The organism is Anabaena sp. AL09 (assembly GCF_001672255.1).
Taxonomy (GTDB): Bacteria; Cyanobacteriota; Cyanobacteriia; order Cyanobacteriales; family Nostocaceae; genus Dolichospermum; species Dolichospermum lemmermannii.
This window is the reverse complement of the sequence record NZ_LJOQ01000029.1, coordinates 1-19080: the sequence shown is the minus strand read 5'-3', so window position 1 is coordinate 19080 and position 19080 is coordinate 1. Positions and strand designations below refer to the sequence as shown.

At 38.7% G+C, this 19080-nt stretch carries 21 protein-coding genes, 1 other RNA gene and 1 pseudogene; 14 read left to right on the top strand and 9 right to left on the bottom strand.

The features are described from left to right. Nucleotides 1-37: 37 nt before the first annotated feature. The 6 genes from AN490_RS05080 to rnc all read left to right on the top strand — a co-directional run bounded on the left by AN490_RS05080 (nucleotide 38) and on the right by rnc (nucleotide 3381). Nucleotides 38-184, top strand: a complete 147-nt coding sequence (locus tag AN490_RS05080; protein WP_015083478.1) for a hypothetical protein — start codon at nucleotides 38-40, stop codon at nucleotides 182-184. Between the two features lie 163 nt (nucleotides 185-347). Next, nucleotides 348-749 carry a GxxExxY protein gene (locus AN490_RS05075; RefSeq protein WP_300000583.1) on the top strand — a complete coding sequence of 134 codons (402 nt, stop codon included), beginning with the start codon at nucleotides 348-350 and terminating at the stop codon, nucleotides 747-749. Between the two features lie 178 nt (nucleotides 750-927). Continuing rightward, nucleotides 928-1626 carry a hypothetical protein gene (locus tag AN490_RS05070; RefSeq protein ID WP_300000581.1) on the top strand — a complete coding sequence of 233 codons (699 nt, stop codon included), beginning with the start codon at nucleotides 928-930 and terminating at the stop codon, nucleotides 1624-1626. Nucleotides 1627-1724: 98 nt separating this feature from the next. Beyond that, nucleotides 1725-2090, top strand: an RNA gene (gene rnpB, locus AN490_RS05065) — RNase P RNA component class A. Between the two features lie 179 nt (nucleotides 2091-2269). Continuing rightward, complete coding sequence (locus AN490_RS05060; protein ID WP_300000579.1) at nucleotides 2270-2578, top strand: hypothetical protein; 309 nt, start codon at nucleotides 2270-2272, stop codon at nucleotides 2576-2578. 77 nt (nucleotides 2579-2655) lie between these two features. Then, a complete protein-coding gene (gene rnc / locus AN490_RS05055; RefSeq protein ID WP_300000577.1) occupies nucleotides 2656-3381 on the top strand; it encodes a ribonuclease III in 726 nt (241 codons plus the stop codon). 168 nt (nucleotides 3382-3549) lie between these two features. Here rnc and AN490_RS05050 read toward each other — a convergent pair whose 3' ends face one another. The 3 genes and pseudogenes from AN490_RS05050 to AN490_RS05040 all read right to left on the bottom strand — a co-directional run bounded on the left by AN490_RS05050 (nucleotide 3550) and on the right by AN490_RS05040 (nucleotide 5306). Next, nucleotides 3550-3852 (bottom strand): RNA-binding protein, encoded by a 303-nt coding sequence (locus AN490_RS05050; RefSeq protein WP_300000575.1) that lies wholly within the window; start codon nucleotides 3850-3852, stop codon nucleotides 3550-3552. Nucleotides 3853-3992: 140 nt separating this feature from the next. Next, nucleotides 3993-4292 (bottom strand): annotated as a pseudogene (locus tag AN490_RS05045) (RNA-binding protein). A gap of 138 nt (nucleotides 4293-4430) precedes the next feature. Continuing rightward, complete coding sequence (locus AN490_RS05040; protein WP_300000573.1) at nucleotides 4431-5306, bottom strand: PD-(D/E)XK nuclease family protein; 876 nt, start codon at nucleotides 5304-5306, stop codon at nucleotides 4431-4433. Nucleotides 5307-5428: 122 nt separating this feature from the next. On the opposite strand from AN490_RS05040, the gene AN490_RS05035 reads away from it, so the two are divergent. From AN490_RS05035 to AN490_RS05020, 4 genes are all read left to right on the top strand, one after another. Next, on the top strand, nucleotides 5429-6856 hold the full coding sequence (locus AN490_RS05035) for a phosphoglucomutase/phosphomannomutase family protein (protein WP_300000571.1): 1428 nt from the start codon (nucleotides 5429-5431) through the stop codon (nucleotides 6854-6856). Nucleotides 6857-6924: 68 nt separating this feature from the next. Further along, a complete protein-coding gene (locus AN490_RS05030; RefSeq protein WP_300000569.1) occupies nucleotides 6925-7200 on the top strand; it encodes a DUF1049 domain-containing protein in 276 nt (91 codons plus the stop codon). A gap of 170 nt (nucleotides 7201-7370) precedes the next feature. Further along, nucleotides 7371-7706 (top strand): hypothetical protein, encoded by a 336-nt coding sequence (locus AN490_RS05025; protein WP_300000567.1) that lies wholly within the window; start codon nucleotides 7371-7373, stop codon nucleotides 7704-7706. Beyond that, on the top strand, nucleotides 7703-7969 hold the full coding sequence (locus AN490_RS05020) for a hypothetical protein (RefSeq protein ID WP_300000565.1): 267 nt from the start codon (nucleotides 7703-7705) through the stop codon (nucleotides 7967-7969). The genes AN490_RS05025 and AN490_RS05020 overlap by 4 nt, the downstream gene beginning before the upstream one ends. A 75-nt stretch (nucleotides 7970-8044) precedes the next feature. On the opposite strand, the gene AN490_RS05015 is transcribed toward AN490_RS05020, so the two are convergent. Beyond that, nucleotides 8045-8239, bottom strand: a complete 195-nt coding sequence (locus AN490_RS05015; protein ID WP_300000563.1) for a hypothetical protein — start codon at nucleotides 8237-8239, stop codon at nucleotides 8045-8047. A 178-nt stretch (nucleotides 8240-8417) separates the two neighbouring features. Between AN490_RS05015 and AN490_RS05010 the strand changes: the two genes are divergently transcribed. Next, complete coding sequence (locus AN490_RS05010; protein WP_300000561.1) at nucleotides 8418-8612, top strand: DUF433 domain-containing protein; 195 nt, start codon at nucleotides 8418-8420, stop codon at nucleotides 8610-8612. 7 nt (nucleotides 8613-8619) lie between these two features. Further along, entirely contained in the window at nucleotides 8620-9051 is a 432-nt protein-coding gene (locus tag AN490_RS05005) for a DUF29 domain-containing protein (protein ID WP_300000559.1), read from the top strand. A 75-nt stretch (nucleotides 9052-9126) separates the two neighbouring features. Here AN490_RS05005 and AN490_RS05000 read toward each other — a convergent pair whose 3' ends face one another. Next, entirely contained in the window at nucleotides 9127-10173 is a 1047-nt protein-coding gene (locus tag AN490_RS05000; RefSeq protein WP_300000557.1) for a Type 1 glutamine amidotransferase-like domain-containing protein, read from the bottom strand. A 125-nt stretch (nucleotides 10174-10298) separates the two neighbouring features. Continuing rightward, nucleotides 10299-11486 (bottom strand): glycosyltransferase family 4 protein, encoded by a 1188-nt coding sequence (locus tag AN490_RS04995; RefSeq protein WP_300000555.1) that lies wholly within the window; start codon nucleotides 11484-11486, stop codon nucleotides 10299-10301. Nucleotides 11487-12156: 670 nt separating this feature from the next. On the opposite strand from AN490_RS04995, the gene AN490_RS04990 reads away from it, so the two are divergent. Beyond that, entirely contained in the window at nucleotides 12157-12438 is a 282-nt protein-coding gene (locus tag AN490_RS04990) for a hypothetical protein (RefSeq protein WP_300000553.1), read from the top strand. A gap of 123 nt (nucleotides 12439-12561) precedes the next feature. Here the strand turns inward: AN490_RS04990 and AN490_RS04985 are convergent, their stop codons facing one another. Next, nucleotides 12562-13377: a pantothenate kinase gene (locus AN490_RS04985; RefSeq protein ID WP_300000551.1), complete on the bottom strand. Its 816-nt coding sequence runs from the start codon at nucleotides 13375-13377 to the stop codon at nucleotides 12562-12564. Nucleotides 13378-13598: 221 nt separating this feature from the next. Here AN490_RS04985 and lepA point away from each other — a divergent pair, with 221 nt between their 5' ends. Continuing rightward, the gene (gene lepA / locus AN490_RS04980; RefSeq protein WP_015083457.1) at nucleotides 13599-15410 is read left to right on the top strand and encodes a translation elongation factor 4; all 1812 of its coding nucleotides are present in this window, start codon (nucleotides 13599-13601) and stop codon (nucleotides 15408-15410) included. 361 nt (nucleotides 15411-15771) lie between these two features. Here lepA and AN490_RS04975 read toward each other — a convergent pair whose 3' ends face one another. Then, nucleotides 15772-16395, bottom strand: a complete 624-nt coding sequence (locus AN490_RS04975) for a PEP-CTERM sorting domain-containing protein (RefSeq protein WP_300000547.1) — start codon at nucleotides 16393-16395, stop codon at nucleotides 15772-15774. Nucleotides 16396-16446: 51 nt separating this feature from the next. Then, entirely contained in the window at nucleotides 16447-19053 is a 2607-nt protein-coding gene (locus tag AN490_RS04970; RefSeq protein WP_300000545.1) for a cadherin domain-containing protein, read from the bottom strand. Nucleotides 19054-19080 lie beyond the last annotated feature (27 nt).

The window sequence follows — 19080 nt, the reverse complement described above, 5'->3', positions numbered from 1 at the left end:
AAATGTGGTTAAAAATTTTCAGGAAGTGAAAATAGTCATGAAAAATACACAAGAACGCAAGTCTACTAAAAAGAAACAGTCTTTTTCTCCTGTTGATATTGGGACTCCTAAAGTACCAGTTCGGAAAACTAAAGCTAAAAATCAACAGTCTGAATCACTCAGCGACTGGGAACACGCGAGTTAATTTATGAACTGCTTTTCTTTCCCTGCATCTGTCTAAACTATGATTTGTAGTGATTTTGGTGATCATGATGATTTAATATGGTAATCATTGAATCAAAGTAATCAAAATAATCATAGTTTAGATAATAATCAAGTAAGGTAGGGTAAGTTAGGGTCAAAAAAAGATGATCAATGAAAAGTATAAATACTCGGAACTTACCTCTAAAATCATTGGATGTTCTATGACTGTACATAAAACATTGGGTAATGGTTTTCAAGAAGTTATTTATGAAAGGGCATTGGTAATTGAAATGCAATTAGCAGGTATTTCTTTTGCAAGAGAATTTGAAATGCCGATTTTTTATAAGAAACAACAAATAGGAACACGACGAGTAGATTTTTTGGTCGAAGGTGTTATTTCAGTTGAAATAAAAGCAGTAACTAAATTAGAAGACGTTCATTTTGCACAAGCAATTAACTACTTAGAAGCATATAACCTTGAGATTGGGTTACTAATCAATTTCGGTGAAACCAGTTTGAACTTTAAAAGACTTACTAATAAGAAATATAAAACGTCTGAACTATGATTCTTATGATTTGGATGATTCTTATGATTTGGATGATTTGGATGATTTAGAGTCACACCTGTAAAAATCACATTCAATTGCATCATACAACTTCATCACATAAATCACATAAATCAAAAAAATCATAGTTTAGACTATGTTACAATTTTGAAATTGGTAGAAAATCAGGGTTATAAAAATGCAGAGTGGCGACCAAAATCTGATTATTTTGATGATTTATATACTTGTTGTCTATTGGACAATCAATCGCATGATTGCATCTATAGACGATATAGTCAAAGTTGATTTCCAAAAAGGTGCTGTTGATAATCAATTAAAAGAACAAAACCTCCAAGATACAGTGGGTATTTCCTTTAAAACAGGTACTTATGGTTTAGATAAAGTACAAAATGATCTCAAAGAATTATCCATGAGTATTGAAAATAAATCAGACAGTATTGCTGTATATATTGACTGGGATAATAGTTCTTTTGTGGTTGAACATAGCAAGCAGTCGCGGCGGGTAATTCGCAAATCTCCTGATTTAACCCGCGATTTAGCTATATTCCAAGTTCCGACAATTATCGCTCCTAAAAAGACAATCTCTGAAAATGTCACCGCAGAAGATGTTTTTCAAAGAGATAAAGAATCAGGAGTCTATAAACCGGCCTCACCTTTAATTAATGTAGCGGGAGTTAAAGGGAATAAAAAGTTATATAAAGACTTTTTAGATGGCAAAAAGAATTTAGAATTTTCATTACAACTTGTATTGCGAATTTCGGAAATGAGGGTCGGTATTGCTCCAGGAATAAATGTTCCTCCTGTGTCAATTGTTAATTGTCCTTTTACTATTAAAAAGCTCCCTTGGACTTACGCGCTACCGTGGAACAAAAAATAGTAATCTATGAAGCTCCCCGACTTCTCTAAGAAGTCGGGGAGCTTAGGTTTAAGTTTTCCGATTTTTATGTAATTAAAGTTTAAACTAGAGAATAGGGAGAGAGTAGGCGTAGGCAGTTGCAGATTAGTCATGAAGACTGATTTGAGGAAAGTCCGGGCCCCCGAAAGACCAGACTTGCTGGATAACGTCCAGTGCGAGTGATCGTGAGGATAGTGCCACAGAAAGATACCGCCAGTCAATTTATTGGTTGGTAAGGGTGCAAAGGTGCGGTAAGAGCGCACCAGCAGCGTCGAGAGGCGCTGGCTCGGTAAACCCCGGTTGGGAGCAAGGCCGCAAGGAACTACGGTTGGTCTTTTACCGGTTCCGCTGAAAAAGAGCCGCTAGAGGTGTTTGGTAACAAGCATCCCAGATAGATAACTGCCCTCGGAAGAGAACAGAACCCGGCTTACTACCGACTCTCTCTTTTTAAGCGAATTATGGATTTTTTATTTTCCATAGTTCGTTTTTTCGCTTGAAGCGATCGCGCTATAGTAACTGAGTATAGGTATCAAATGTATATGTTCACGTAATTGACAAGGTTGAATTCTTAAAAAGCTTGAAAAAACTATAATAGTAAACAAGCAATAAAACGGATTTTCACGTTATGAATTTCAACATAGATTTAAAAGAGCTTGCCCGTAGAGAAAGTGAACAAGTAGAATGGAAAGAGAATGGAGATGATATTAAGATTGCTGAAGGAATAGTAAGAACTATTTCTGCATTTGCCAACGACATTGCTAATGTTGGTGGGGGATATTTTGATAAACGGACAAATACTCGTACTACAGAAGCAGAACGAGATTTGAATTTGGCATTAGAAAATGTAGAAAATCCCAACGAGAAATTTTTTATTGAAAAGGATATTAATTTCTTGAACGAATTGAAAGATACTTCCAAAAAACCATCAAAATAAATACTCTAACTTTTATTTATACTTTATAATTTAATGCTAAGTTAAGAGTTATTAGCCCTTTTTTCCACACTTACCTAATGTCCAGCGTTTATCCCCGTCGTCAACGGCAGCTTGAAAGTTTAGTCCAAAAGTTTGGTTTGTCACTAGATTCACCGATAAAGTGGCAATTATTGGACTTGGCTCTCACTCATCCTACCGTCTCTGATACCGCCAATTATGAACAACTAGAGTTTGTGGGCGATGCGGTGGTACGTCTCGTGGCGGCTGAGGTATTATGGGAACATTACGCTGATTGCTCAGTCGGTGATTTTGCGGCTATTCGTTCAGTCTTAGTGAGCGATCGCATTCTCGCCCAACTAGCAAGAGAATATGGTTTAGAATTATATTTATTAGTGGCTGGTAGTGCCACCGCTGATCATGTTGGCCAAGAATCCCGATTAGCAGATTCTTTTGAAGCCGTTCTAGGGGCGCTTTACCTTAGCACCAACAATCTCAATCTGATTCGTCCTTGGCTAGATTCCCATTTCCAACAGCTAACCACAGAAATCCGTCTTGACCCTGCTAGACTTAATTATAAAGCAGCTTTGCAAGAATGGACTCAAGCCCAATTCAAAGTTCTCCCAGAATATCGAGTTTTGGAAGTCAGTCAACCCCACCGCACTCATGAACGCTTCTTTGCTGAAGTTTGGCTACATGAAAAAATGTTAGGACAAGGCAAAGGACGCTCCATTAAAGCCGCTGAACAAGCCGCTGCCAAAGTTGCCTATTCAGCAATTAGCACACCTGTTACAGATCTCTTGTAGTGCGGGCATACTTCGACCCTTCGACAGGCTCAGGGCATCGCAAGCTCAGTACAAGTCTTGCCCGTTGGATATGTACCTCATAACACCGGAAAGTGCTGTATAGATTAAAAAAAGACAGAGATTTCCTCTGTCCTAAAAATATGATAATTAGAGTCTTAATGGCAAAACTTAGTAACGGTCGCGTCCACCACCACCATATCCACCACGTCCACCACCACCACCACGATCTTCTTTGGGTTTAGCTTTGTTAACTTTTAAGCTGCGTCCCATCCATTCAGCACCGTCAAGCGCAGTAATTGCGGCTGCTTCTTCTGCCTCTGCTCCCATTTCTACAAAGGCAAAACCTCTTTTCCGACCAGTTTCCCGGTCAGTGGGTAGTTGGACTCTCTTCACGTTTCCATATTCTGCGAAAACCCCAGTTAGGTCATTTTCTGTAACATCATAGGATAAATTGCCGACGTAAATTGACATTGAATAGCTCCGAACACTAAAAATTTGACTTTTTCTTTAACTATAATATCAGCACTGAGATAAAATCCGCCATAGGACTTAAAAAAGACACATATTTTGTGTGTCTTGATAAAATTATGATTTATTGTGGATGTTCAAACTTAGTAACGGCGAGAATAGCCGCCACCGTCGCCACCCCGTCCACCACCACCACGATCTTCTCTGGGTTTAGCTTTATTAACTTTCAAGCTGCGTCCCATCCATTCAGAACCATCAAGTGCAGCAATTGCTGCTTCTTATTCTGCATCTGAACTCATTTCTATAAAGCCAAAACCCCGGACACGTCCGGTTTCTCGGTCAATAGGTAGTTGAGCTTTTTTTACAGTTCCATATTCTGCAAAAACCTCCTTGAGGTCTTCTTCTGCGACTTGATAGGACAAATTGCCGACGTAAATTGACATTGAATAGCTCCAGAAATTAAAAAATGGGCATTTACAGTATGAATAAGCGAAATGCCTCAACCATATAATACCAGTAATTAAGGTTTATTTTCTAATAGATAAATTCTCTGATCTTTTTAACTCGCTTATATCTCAGGGCTAAAGCCACTGAGCTTTACGATTACCGCGAACTTTTGTAATTGGCATGGAATAGGATTTTGGTAGTTTTAAATCAGCAAATTCACAGATAGAACTAAAGGCACAAAAACGGCAATGGTTTCCGGGGTTTGGGGGAAATATTTGACTGAAGTTGCTATTTTTAGCTTCATATTGTTGCAAATCTTCTTGATGTTGATGGGCAATATTTGCTAACTCAGATTCTAAAGCTTTAAACTCGCTATTACTAATAGTAATTAATTCCGATTTTTTACAAACTTCCAAATTATAAAAAGATGCAACTGCGGGTTTACCAGGATAAAGATAACGGGCTGCAAGTAAATAAACTAATGCTTGTCTGTGGTCAAAAGCCGATCTACCTGTTTTAAAATCTAAAATATGTAAGGTGCTATCAGACTCAATAAATATACAATCCATAGCGGCATATAACCGAAAGCAATAATCTTGTTTTTCAATCACAATCGGTTTAGGAAAACCTTCATCACCGGAAGTTAATTCCAGAATTCGTTTACCTAATAATAAAGGGGCATTTTGATATTTTCTTAAAATTTGCAATACCCGATATTTAACAGTTTCATGAGTCTGACTCAATCCCAATAACCGGGCAACTTTTTCCACACCATCAACCTGAGTTAACCAATGCAGGTGATGATGAAATTCATATACACCTTTTTGGGCAAGAATGCCAATGCGCTGGGGTGGGGTAGCTGTTGCCAACAAAGCCTTAACTTGGGGTTCATGCTGTCGCGCTTTGATAAATCCTCTTCTCATTTGGCAATGCCAATGTTCCTGTCCCCGGCTGGGGGCAAATAAAGACCAAAGGTGGTAACTAACAAAGGGTCTATCGGGGGTTGACATTGCTCATGTAGAGTGAGAGAAATTACTTTGGGGATACTTGCGGCTTAGTGGCTGTTCCACAGCTTTGCGGGATGCTTCCTAATAGTAAATAGCAATAATAATGCACGGGAGAGAGTGGCAATATGAGTAACCCTAGCAATTCCGGTAAAATCAAGTTTGGGACTGACGGCTGGCGCGGAATTATTGCCGATGATTTTACTTTTCCTAATGTACGGAAAGTAACGAGAGCGATCGCTAGTTATCTGGAAACTGCCTATAGTAAAGACAAACCTGTTTTAATTGCCTACGATACGCGGTTTTTAGCTGACGAGTTTGCCCGGACATCTGCCGCTGTTTTGGCGGATTTGGGCTGGAATGTGAAAATTACTGATCGGGATTGTCCCACGCCAGTAATTGCCTACAATGCCCGTCTGCTCAATTCCGCAGGGGCTTTGATGTTTACTGCTAGTCATAATCCTGCACCCTATTGTGGAATTAAATATATTCCCGATTATGCAGGTCCTGCGACTCCAGAAATTACTGATACTATTGTCGCCAATATAGAAACGGCATCGGACGAGTTACCTGGCAGTAACCCATCTGGGACAATTTCTACTTTTGATCCAAAGCCCGATTATCTAAATTTTATCTACACCTTGTTGGATGTGGAAAAAATTAAAAGTGCAAATTTAAAGGTCAAGTATGATGCCCTTTATTCTACCTCACGGGGATACTTAGATGAAGTCTTGCAACACTGTGGTTGTCAATTAGAAAGTTTCCACGATTGGCGAGATGTGCTTTTTGGTGGTGGTATGCCTGAACCCAAAGGGGAACAGTTGGTTGAGTTGGTGGCAGCCGTGAAGGCTGATCATGCGGATTTGGGTTTGGCTACCGATGGTGATAGCGATCGCTTTGGTATTGTTGATGAACAAGGTAACGTTCTCACTCCCAATACAGTGCTGTTAGTTTTAGCACGACATTTGATTAAAAACAAGGGTAAGAGCGGGGCAATTGTTAGGACTGTGGCAACCACGCATTTATTAGATAATTTTGCTGCTAAGTATGGCTTGCAAATTTATGAAACTGCGGTAGGTTTTAAATACATTGGTGAGAAAATGCGGGAAACCGCTGTTTTGATTGGTGGGGAAGAATCCGGTGGTTTAAGTATCATTGGCCATATTCCTGAAAAAGACGGGGTTTTAGCAGATATGCTAGTGGCTGAGGCGATCGCTTATGAAGGTAAGCCTTTAAGTCAGTTGGTACAGGAAGCGATCGCTGAAGCTGATGGTCCTTTGTATAACAATCGCTTGGATTTACACCTGACGGAAGATCACAAAGTTGCCGTGATTGATTCCTATACCCAAAATCCGCCTTCAGAAGTGGCAGGAATTGCGGTGAAAGAGGTGGGAAGGAAAGATGGTATTAAACTGTATTTAGAAGAGGGTAGCTGGGTGTTGCTGCGTCCTTCTGGAACAGAACCTTTGGTGAGAGTGTATATGGAAACTAACTCACCAGAAAAACTGAGTCAGATTGCTAAATTCATGGAAGCTGAAATTGCTAAGTTAGGATAGACAATGTAAGTAGTAGAGACGTTCCATGGAACGTCTCTACATTTGTAAGAAATTTATATTTTTAAGTTATGATTTTCAAAATCTTGGCAAATATTTTAATATTAGTAATTATATCTGTTTGGGTAGTAGCGATCGCTCTCATTTCTGTCCAAAATGCTACTCCTGTATCTTTACAGTTTTTGGTCTTTCAATCCATACAAATTCCCTTTGGTTTGATGTTAGCTTTTAGTGTGGCTGTCGGTTTGTTAGGTACAGCCGTTTTGCAGCCTCTCTGGGGGTTGGGGGAGTCTCAATCTAGAATAGATGAAGATGCAGAGTTTTTTGTTGATGATGAAGATTTTTAGCAACATTGTTGAAGATTTTGTTTCGCGCAAAGATGCAAAGAAGCAAAGGCGCAAAGAGGAAGAGAGTTTTTATTAGTCGGTTTTAACCGACTTTTGCTTTTAGACAGGGAATTAATTCCCTGGCATTTGCTTTATGATGGTTTCTCTTAATTTAATTTTGGTGTTTATTTATGAATAATTCAGAGTCGTATCAGTTGTATCCACAAATTATTACGGGTTGTTTTACAATTATAGGAGCTATTACAATAGGTATTCTAAATTATTTTACAAATAAAAGTGTAAAAAGTAAAGAATGGGAGTTTTCTTGCAGAAAAGAAGAAATTAGTAGTCGTACCAAGATTTACTCTGATTTTTTATGTGAAATCAATACATTCATACTTGTTTCAATGAAAGAAAAAACTGGTGATACTCAAAAATTGTCCTCAATGTTTAATTACTATAGTCAAATTGAACTGAACGGCTTGAATAATTCAAAGTTTGTAGTGAGGAATTTATTCCTCATTTGAGGGCTGAAGCCCTTACTACGAAATCATCTCCAGATTTTTCACATTACTTAATATACTTTGATTTATTTTCGGCTACTTACTTATCTGAAACAAAAGTAATTGAAAAAGCTAAAATATTGTGTGGTTATGTATTAGACTGTAATACTAATTCTACAAACCAGCAAAAACATGATAAAAAAGAAAAGGGTTTTTATAAATTGAAACAAGAGTTTATTGAGGCAGCAAAAGATGAATTATCTGAATTAAAAAAACTTAGTAATTGATTAGACTTATTCTCTTTATGTAAATGAAATAAGTAGATTATAACCAATTACCTACATTTTACACAAAGACCAGATTCAACAGATTTTAAAATAGTCTGTGTGTCCTTCTAAAATTTCCCCCGGATTACAATCATCTTCATAACGAGCTAGTTTGACAATTTCTTCAATCAAATTTTGCTTCTTTTCCTTATCCAAATGATCAAAACAATGCTCACGTATCAAGATTGTAATCACTTCGTTTAACATATAACTTCCACTATGATTTGACATACAATTTACTTCTATTAAAAGATTGAGAATATTATATTATTCTAATATAGAACAAATGTACTTGTAAATAGCGTAAACAATTTTTATGAATGTAAGTTTAGATACAAAATATACGGTTAGCCTAGCGATGTCTATGGGTAAACGCTAAAATAGAAAATAAACCCTACCTTTAAACACTATGCAGTATCAAAATATAATTACCATTGAACCAGGAAAACGGGGAGGTAAACCTTGTATTCGGGGGATGAGAATTACAGTATATGATGTATTATCATACCTTGCATCTAGCATGACTTATGAAGAAATACTGAATGATTTTCCTTATTTAACACAAGAAGATATTTTAGCTTGTCTTAGCTATGCAATGAGGTAAAACAAAAATGACCACAACCTATCAAACAGACTTCAATATGTGGCTTGAAGAAACAGCCAAATTATTACTAGAAAATCGCTGGCAAGAAATAGATAAAGAACATTTAATTGAGGAGATTTCTGAATTGGGTAAAAGTGAACGACGGGCAATTTATAGTCAATTAATCCGTTTACTTTTACATCTACTCAAATGGCAATATCAACCTCAACGACGCTCAGATAGTTGGCTAGATTCTATCACAGATGCACGGACTCAAATTGAATTAACTATTAAAGATAGTCCCAGTCTGAAAAATTATCCTCAAGAACAATTACAAGACAGCTATGAAAAAGCCCGTCGTCAAGCAGCTAAACAAACAGGATTGATAATTTCTATATTTCCCGAAAAATGCCTTTATGCTTTGGAATTAATTTTAGATGAAAATTGGTTACCACAATAACAAATTCACATTCCGTGAATATCATAAAGCCCACCTGAGTGGGCTAGTGAGGCTAATTTGTGTAGACAAATGCTATTAATAAGGATCTGAATCAAATTTCCCGCGCTTCACACTCCTAAGATAATAACCTCGTGACGGTAATTTATTTAAGTCGAATGTGTCACCTCTAGGAACTCGCCAAATTTTATAGTCGTAATATGTCAGAGGAGTTCCCTTTTCACAAATTTCTGGGGGATGATCTCCTAATACAAAATACGCTGAACCTTTACCCGTAACTTTAGCAATACCATATTTATCAACTAGTAAAGATGTTTGTTCACTAATTGCTATCCCTAACGCTTTTGCAGATACACCATCTTGAATTTGCCTAGCAATAAAAACCATAATTCTTCCCATTCTTTTGCGTTCATCGAAATGGGTATCAATGATAGTTCCTCGCAGATATTTCCACTGGAAAAAGTTATAGGTAAAGGTAATATTCCCGTAGGGATCATCAAGGGCTTCGTGAGTTTCAATACTATCTTCACAAGCACAAGAATCATAAACATATTCACTTTGAATCATCGCTCCGGCACTTGTACCACCAATAGCACCACCTTGATCATAAACCGACTTAATAGCAACTTCCAGCTTAGTGTTTTTCCAGTGGCGAATATATTCACATTGATCACCACCAGCAAAGAAAATTACGCCAGCATTTCTGACTTTATCAAAAATATCAGTTCGGTTCGCTTCTTGACGATTACGAATGATGAGAGTTTCTACATATTTGACACCTCTCATACTATAAATTAGCTGATTATAATCATCATTACCAGCAGCACGAATTACTAAAACATTAACTTTAGTATTGCTGTTACTACCACCCCTGACTTGATTAATCATCCACTGAATAGCGTCATCAACATCAGGACCGCCACCACCTAAATTATGAACAGGTCCAGCTAATTTAGGGAGTTTATAAGCTGGTTCAGAGGTGGGAATCTGGCTATCGGCAATGATATCCTCAAAGAACCGTTTTAACTTGGCTGTTAAACGATCTAGAATGCGGTTTACCATCTTCAACAAGCTGTTTTTTGCATTCTGCAAACGCCTGGATGTACTTAGGAATGCCTTTGTCATATTATAATCTTGTCAAGCAAACAGCAATCATTTCTAACTTTCGCATTTCTCAAGGCTAAATTCCTAGCGTACAGGGTTTGTACTGTTTTTTTACGGACAATAATCAGAGTAATTTTTAATTCTCATTACCAGACAATTTCCGCTCGTTCCTCTACTACTCTTTCATAAACCATTTCTGTTTGTTTACCTAATTTTGGCCAGCTAAATCTTTTCTCTAAATCTGCATAAGCATTATTTACCAACCATTGACAATAATCTGGGTTTTTCAGCACTTCTAATATTCCCCAAGCTACAGAGTCCGAGTTATTTACCCAGGTGGTAATTCCCGTTTTTGTATGTTGAACTACTTCAGGAAAACCACCAGTATCGGAAACTATGACTGGTACGCGGGAGGCAAAACTTTCTAAAGCCACTATCCCAAAGGGTTCATAAAGACTGGGGAAAACTGCACAGTCAGCGATAGTTTGAAATTTATCTAAGTATTCATCAGCCAGGAATCCAGTAAAGTAACACTTGTGCCAAATTCCCAAATCCCAAGCTTGACGTTTAAGATGGTCAGTATTACCACCACCAACTATGACAAATTTAACATTATTTCCCATTTCCCACAGCACCTTGGGAGCGGCATTAAGTAATACAGGTACGCCTTTTTCATAGGTCATGCGACCAAGATAATACACAATTTTTTCATCATCTGCGGCAAATCGTCGCCGAAAATCTTGAGCATGAAAATCTTTGTGATGTATTTTCTTTTCTGCGCGAATACCGTTATAAATTACGTCAATTTTATCAGCAGGAATATATAGTGTTCCGATCATTTCCCGACGCATATATTCACTACAAACGATGACCCGCCAAGCATTATCAGCTAGTGTATATTCTTGATCATGAATATAGTTTTGGGTATCATTGTGAATACCGTTATAGCGTCCATGTTCTGTGGCGTGAATTGTGGCAATCAGGGGAATTTTAAAGGTATGCTTGAGAGCGATCGCTGCATCCCCAACTAACCAATCATGGGCATGAATCAGATCAAATGGACCTTTTTCTATTAATAACCTGCCGCCATGTTCTCCCATACTCTCATTTAAGTTCACCACCCAGTGGAAAAAATCGTTACTAGGAGCTACTGGGACACGGTGGATATGAATGCCTTCCACGACTTCATACAAGGATGCTGGACCAAATTCTGGCGTAATTAGGTGGATGTCATGGCCTAACTTTATTAGTTCCGGGTACAACTCAGCAACGTGACGAGCAATTCCCCCAACTATCCTCGGTGGAAATTCCCAACTCAGCACTAATATCTTCATTGACTTGACTCCCCGATGATTGACAAAAAATTAAAATATATAAAAACTATATTTATAGCAGGGAAAAGGGCATTAAAAATTAAAAATTAAAAAATCAAAAAGCCACCATCATAGTATATGAGTATCAATTAGGTAGCTTATTCCCATTGCTGGAGTTCCTCTGTCGGTAGTGGTTCAAAAAAAGCTTCGCTGAGTTTTCCTTTTAATAACCCAGGGCTTCGGGGTTGTCTACGTTCTTGATTTAAACCTAATGATATTGTATAGTTGGGCTAATTTCTCTTGGGGTATATTTTGCAGTTCTTCAACTATCTTCTGGATCAGTATAAGTCAAACTTTTTGGTAGTTGGTAGTTCAGAGAGTTTTGGCTTCATTTATTATGTCGTTAGGGACGGACTGTAGCGAATCTGGCAGAATATATCTTGCTCAAGTGCCTGGTAGATTACGGATATGGCTGTGCTAGAGCAAAACGTAACGCACCATTCCAGGTTATTAAATGTTTAATGATCCAAACTTTGAGAAAATCTAGCAATACATCTGATAACCTAAAAGGTAATATTCCAGCTAAAAGCTCTACAGGTTTAACACATCTACACCAGATACCTAACAAGGGTATCAATTATGAGTACCATGTCCAGAAGGGGAAAAACTGCGGGTTAGTCACAATGCAGATTTGAAAGACTTTAATTTATCAATTCAACGTCAACAAGACTGGTTTGCAGCTACTGGTGAATTAAAATTAATTTATCAAGGTTTGGGTGTACCGGAAGTTTGGTTTTGGCAGAATCATCAATTTTCGTTATATTTTCTGCGGGGTGATAAGTATGAGAAAATATTTAAAAGTGAATTTTTACCGGATTTAGATTTAACTCTGTTAGCAAGTTTACTTTTGTCTGGTGAAAAACCAAAAGATTTAATCTCAAAATTCCGTGAAAATATCCGTCGGGGTAATTAATGAATTGCCCCTACAAATATACAAATAATATAATTCATGTGCTTTTGAGTCTAAATTCCAGTAAAATGATTTACCGAATTTCAAGTAATACTAATCGCAATAAATAAGAGGTTTAGAGATTTATTACCTAATCACTATATTTCCAACTCCCTGAGATATCAAATTATTATCTACAATTAATCGGTTTGCTATATCTGGAAATTGTTGCTGAAGATAGTTTTTTAATAAATGACTATCACCACCAGTTATCACAATCTGACTATCAGGAAATAACCGCCACCAAGCCTCAATAAAATCCTTTATCCCACTTAATAAAATGTAAATTACTCCACTTTGAATTGCATCTGATGTATTCATGGCAAAACGTGGTGGTAAAGATGTCATTATCCTAGTTTCTAATAATGGTAATTGTCCGGTTTTTTGTCCTAAACTGGCAAATTGTAACCCTAAACCCGGCAAAATTGCCCCACCAACCAAGCATTGATGATTGTCTATACCTGTAAAAGTCAATGCTGTACCCGCATCAATTACTAATGCGGGAAATCCCCAAGTTATTCCCGCACCCCATACAGCTAAAGCCCGATCAATTCCTAGCGTGGGATACATTCCCCCTAATGGTACATCTTCCAAGGTAATCAGACGCAAATGAGGGTAAATTTGCCAAAGTGCGGTTTGACTGGGAACGACAGAAGCGAGAATCAGAGGGATAGGATCATCTGGGATAATGGGAAGATTGGTAGGTAGAGAAATCGCTGTCAACCAATTATCTAAGGTTGGAGATTCAGCTAATTTTTGAATAACAGATGCAGATAGATGAAATGTGTCCCCAGTTGAGTATAATATTTTATCTCTGAACAATGCCCAATGGAGGCGGGAATTACCGACCATTAATACTAAAGAAAGATGCTGTTCCTGTTTTAAGGGCAGATGATTTCTCACACTTTTAATTTTCTCAACTTAGTTATAGGTTTTTTCCTGAAAATATGGCCGGGAAATTTGCGGTAATGTATAGTGTAACTGCTGTACAGGAGTCAGGAGCAGAAATCAAAAAATTCTTTCCCTCGCGTTGCTCCCTACCTCTTCCCTTATTCTCTCAGAAAGCATTAAAATACATGAAGTAAATAGCTTTCACTTTGGTTTGCTTTAAGCAAAAATGGTATATGACTGACGTTCCCGCTGCTCGCATTCGTAATTTCTGTATTATTGCTCACATTGATCACGGGAAATCTACTCTCGCGGATCGTTTACTACAGGCGACTGGGACTGTAGAAGATCGACAGATGAAAGAGCAGTTTCTTGATAACATGGATTTGGAACGGGAGCGCGGCATTACAATTAAGCTGCAAGCTGCCCGGATGAATTATACTGCCAAGGATGGTCAGCAGTATGTTCTGAATTTAATTGATACTCCTGGACACGTAGACTTTTCCTATGAAGTGTCGCGCTCTCTAGTGGCTTGTGAAGGGGCATTATTAGTTGTGGATGCGTCCCAAGGTGTAGAGGCGCAAACTCTCGCAAATGTCTATTTAGCCCTAGAGAATAATCTAGAAATTATCCCAGTTTTAAATAAAATTGATTTACCAGGGGCAGAACCAGAACGAGTAATTGGCGAAATTGAAGAAATTATTGGTTTAGATTGCAGTGGCGCAATTTTGGCTTCAGCGAAAGAAGGAATTGGGATTGCGGAGATTTTAGAAACAATTGTCGAACGAGTTCCCCCACCTGCTGACACTGTAAATGAGAAGCTGCGGGCGTTAATTTTTGATAGTTACTATGATAGTTACCGGGGTGTAATTGTTTACTTCCGGGTCATGGATGGAACTGTGAAAAGAGGCGATCGCATCTACTTAATGGCATCTGGTAAAGAATTTATCATTGATGAATTAGGCATTCTCGTGCCAACACAAAAGCAAGTGGAAGAACTTCATGCTGGGGAAGTAGGATATTTAGGAGCATCAATTAGAGCCGTAGCTGATGCCAGAGTAGGAGATACCATTACCCTAGGCAAAAACAAAGCCACTGAAGCCTTGCCTGGTTACGCAGAAGCAAATCCCATGGTATTTTGTGGGATGTTCCCCATAGACGCAGATCAGTTTGAAGACTTGCGAGAAGCTTTAGAAAAACTGGAACTCAATGATGCAGCATTAAAATATGAGCCAGAAACCTCTAGTGCTATGGGTTTTGGTTTCCGTTGCGGGTTTTTGGGATTACTGCACATGGAAATCGTCCAAGAACGCTTGGAGCGTGAGTATAACCTAGATTTAATCATTACCGCACCATCGGTAGTTTACAAAGTTGTCACTAACAAAGGTGAAGAACTGTACATTGATAATCCTAGTCGCTTACCTGAACCGAATGAACGGGACAGAATCGAAGAACCCTATGTCAAAGTCGAAATGATTACTCCAGAAACCTACGTTGGTTCTTTAATGGAGTTGTCGCAAAATCGTCGGGGAGTCTTCAAAGATATGAAATATCTCACCCAAGGACGGACTACACTAACGTATGAGTTACCTTTGGCTGAAGTTGTCACCGACTTTTTTGATCAAATGAAATCTCGTTCTCGCGGTTACGCCAGTATGGAATATCATCTGATTGGCTACCGAGAAAATCCCTTGGTGAAATTGGATATTCTGATTAATGGTGATCCAGTGGATTCCTTAGCGATGATTGTCCACAGAGATAAAGCCTACAATGTCGGTAGAGCCATGGCGGAAAAACTCAAAGAACTAATTCCCCGTCATCAATTTAAAGTCCCCATTCAAGCTTCCATTGGTTCAAAAGTTATTGCCAGTGAAAGTATATCGGCGATGCGGAAAGATGTCTTGGCTAAATGCTACGGGGGCGACATCAGCCGGAAGAAGAAACTGTTGAAAAAGCAAGCCAAAGGTAAAAAACGGATGAAGTCTATAGGTACGGTAGATGTACCCCAGGAGGCTTTTATGGCTGTGTTGCGGTTAGATAAGAGCTAATTCCCAGATTTTTGGTTTATTGCTAAAAACTCGCCTGTATGCAATCGTGAGGGAAATTACAGGCGAGTTTATTGTGAAAATCAGGCAAAAAACGGGTAATAGGTAAGGAGGGGATTTTCTTGCTCTAATTAACTAATGGCAAGATAGTTCTTCCTTATCAAATTCATGATAACATTTTTAAAATTGTTTGTCAATACAATAAAATCACTTTTTTCCCGTTGGCGTTTTTGCGTTTTTTAGCGAAACATTATGGGGTGATGATGTAAGGAAGGAGGAAGGAGGAAGCCAGGGAGAGAAGCCAGGGAATAAATTCCCTGTCTTATAGCTAAAGTCGGTTAAAACCGACTGGGGGGTTCAAAAATTATTGGAGATGTCTATTGAATTTACGTTTTGTCCAAACACCAATACCAAAAAGAACTGTACTACTTAATACTGGTAAAGCATCAGTTTCCCAAGGAACGGACTGAATTGTGGCATTACTTAGGGTGAGAGTTGATAGACCTGTTGAATCCCCAGTATCAACAACTCCAATACCGATGTTATAATTTCCCGCAGAAGTGAAGGTATAGCTATAAAGACTATTACCCGTTAAGGTTTGAACATTATTGTTAATCGTTACAAAAGCTTGATCTGCATCTGCACTTGTGAAATTCCAGTTGAAGCTAAACACATCTCCAGCATTGATATTATTAAAGGTACTTTTAATGGCTGAACCATATTGATTGTCTGGAATAGCAGTTGCAAAATTGGTCGCATTGATACCCAAAAATTGCTCTAAACTACCAGCACCACCACCAGTATCAACGGTATTTGTTGGACCTGATTGAATAACTGTGTTGTTACTACTAACATCTCCAATGGAGCTAAAGGTGTTTAAATTAACTAAGTTAATAGAGTAAGCAGGAGTAGAGATTGATATGGCACTGATACCAGAGGCTAGGGTGATACCGATGGTGATCAGAGGGTTTTTGAATTGAGTTAACATAGAGTTCCTGGTAAGTAAGTTGGTGTTGAAAATTGTCGTGATGAGAAAATATTAGAAAACAAAATTGTTGACGTTATTTAACTGGGTGGTAGTGATGTTATCAACCTGAAGGAAGTTCTTAAATGTGGCACTACCTGAAATCCCATCCCGATCAATTTGCAGAAAGGTACTACCAGTATTGCTACCTGTTCCGGCGACAAATCTCATGTATTGATCCGCAATAGGATCAATGCCAATGTAATTAATACTACCCATCAATTGAGTAAGGACAATTTTGTCTGTTCCTACAGTAAAATCCGTAATCCGTTGTCCCACATCTCGGAGATCAGTAAACACGAAGAAATCATTACCAGCACCTCCAGTAATGGTTTTTGCCCCTGGACCGCCTATAATATAGTCAGAACCAGCAGTTCCTACAATTGGGGTACGACCATTGTTAATTAAGGGATTACCAGTAATTTCATCGAGATCATTGACTCCAATAGTTAATTGTTTTTCATAACTTAACCCCCCTTGGTCTGTGGTTTTGACGCGAACGCTGTAACTGTTTTTGGTTTCGTAGTCAAAGACAGAGTTGGTTTTGAGTTGATTATTGGTAATGGCAAATAAACTATTATCAGTTGCACCTGTTCCTGTAACTAAGCTATAGGTAAAGGTGTTTCCTGTATCTGGGTCTGTCGTGGTAAAATTACCAATTACTGTACCCAGAATTTGATTTTCGGAAACTGTGCTATTGGAGAGAGTTAGGTTTGTGGGAGTTTCGTTAACGTTGCTGACTCCAATAGTTAATTGTTTTTCGTAAGATAACCCACCTTGATCGGTGGTACGAACTCGGATACTGTAACTATTTTTGGTTTCAAAGTCAAAGATTCCGTTACTTTGGAGTTGATTGCCTGTAATAGCAAACAGGGCGTTATCGGTTGAACCTGTTCCTGTGACTAGGCTATAGGTGAAGGTGTTACCTGTGTCGGGGTCGGTGCTGGTGAATGTGCCAATGCCAGTTCCTATGGCTTGATTTTCGGCAATGGTGTTGTTGGAGAGAGTTAAGTTAGTGGGTGTTGCATTAGAAAATCCAATCTGTATGCGACTAGCCGCCGACACAGCATAATAATCTTTAACCGTTACCGAGCGTCCCAAACCCAGTCCAAGCACTAGGTTATTACCGCTTTGGGTTTGAGTTACATTGGCAACGGTAAACGCCGATAAATCCAGAAAATCTAAATTATTTGCCCCTTCAATAATGTCAGCGCCCGTCGTATTGCTTAGACCGTAACCACTAAAAACATTGGCAGTAGAATTAGCAATAATGTAATCATTACTGGAAGAGTTAATTAGATTCTCAATGGTTACCCCGTAGGCCAGCCTTGTCCCACTGAAGTTTGCGTAATAGCTTGTCCCACTCGTGAAGCTAACTGGCGGACCAGCATTGACATTGTATCCTATAGCATTAAACTCTGTTAGCCTTGACAACCACCCACCAGCATTGAGATCAAACCGATAGCCATATGCGTTGGCTCCTAAACTAGAGAAGTTGAGGGTATCTATGCCACCGCTATCCCAAATAGTGATTTTATTATAATAAAGTGCACTACCAACTGTCAGCGAGCCATCAGAATATAAATCAGGACGGGTGAAATTATAGGTCGTGCTGCTAGAATTATAGGACTTCGCTCCATAAAGGTACTGTAAAGCCAACACATCATAGGGCATTGGCGTACTTGGTTCTGCACCCGAATTAAAATTGTAAGTCATTAGGGTGTTGTCCCAATTTTCTTCACCGTAGGGAAGGTAAGGCGGATTACCAACGTCACTGCCGTTATAGTTACCAGGATGCTTTAAACCTAGCGCGTGTAGGGTTTCATGAATGATAGTTTGGTAGCCATGAGTCCCTGGTCCCCCTTGAAATCCACCGAAACTAGAACTATTATCATTCGTAGGATTTAAGAACACGTCACCCGCGAGATCATTATCATTTCCCTGATTGGTATCTGTTGAAAAGGGAGAATAGGCGTAAGCATAGCCAGGACTCGTTGAAAGGAGATAACGAATCTGACCATAGCTAGAAGCCGAGTCAGCAACCTCGACAAAATTAACATTAATGAGGGGAGCGATAACGTTATTTAGAATATTACGAACATTAGCTTTGATTCCATCACTAACAATATCCAAATCTGTTTCACTACCATAGTAAGAGCCGCCAGAATAGAAACTGAAGTTAATGCTGGTCACTCCCCATTTGTAGCCAGTTAACAGAGAATTAATGCGGTAATCCGCAGATGCGACCGAGGTTGCTTCCTGGGGAATAGGGAATGACGAACCTTGATAGTTGTTGGATTGCGCTCCTTGCAGATCAGCAAAAGCTATACCATTACCTCTATCAAAGATACTTTCAAAGCCACCGTTGTTGTTATCAAGAAGAATCTGCTTAATTTTCTCAGTTGTGATTAGTGATTGATAATCTTGTAATTTATCTAAATTGTCTAAACTCAGGTGCGTATTACCTAAATACCAACTTCCCGGAGAACCCTGAGCAACTATATATACACTGTTAACTTGGGGATTTTGTTGTAAAACTTGGGTAATTTCTTCAATCCCGTCTCTGCATTTAATCTCATAAAATTGTAGTTTTCCGTAGTCAAACGTAGCTATATCCGTCACTACAATGAACCTTAGTAATATCTTTCA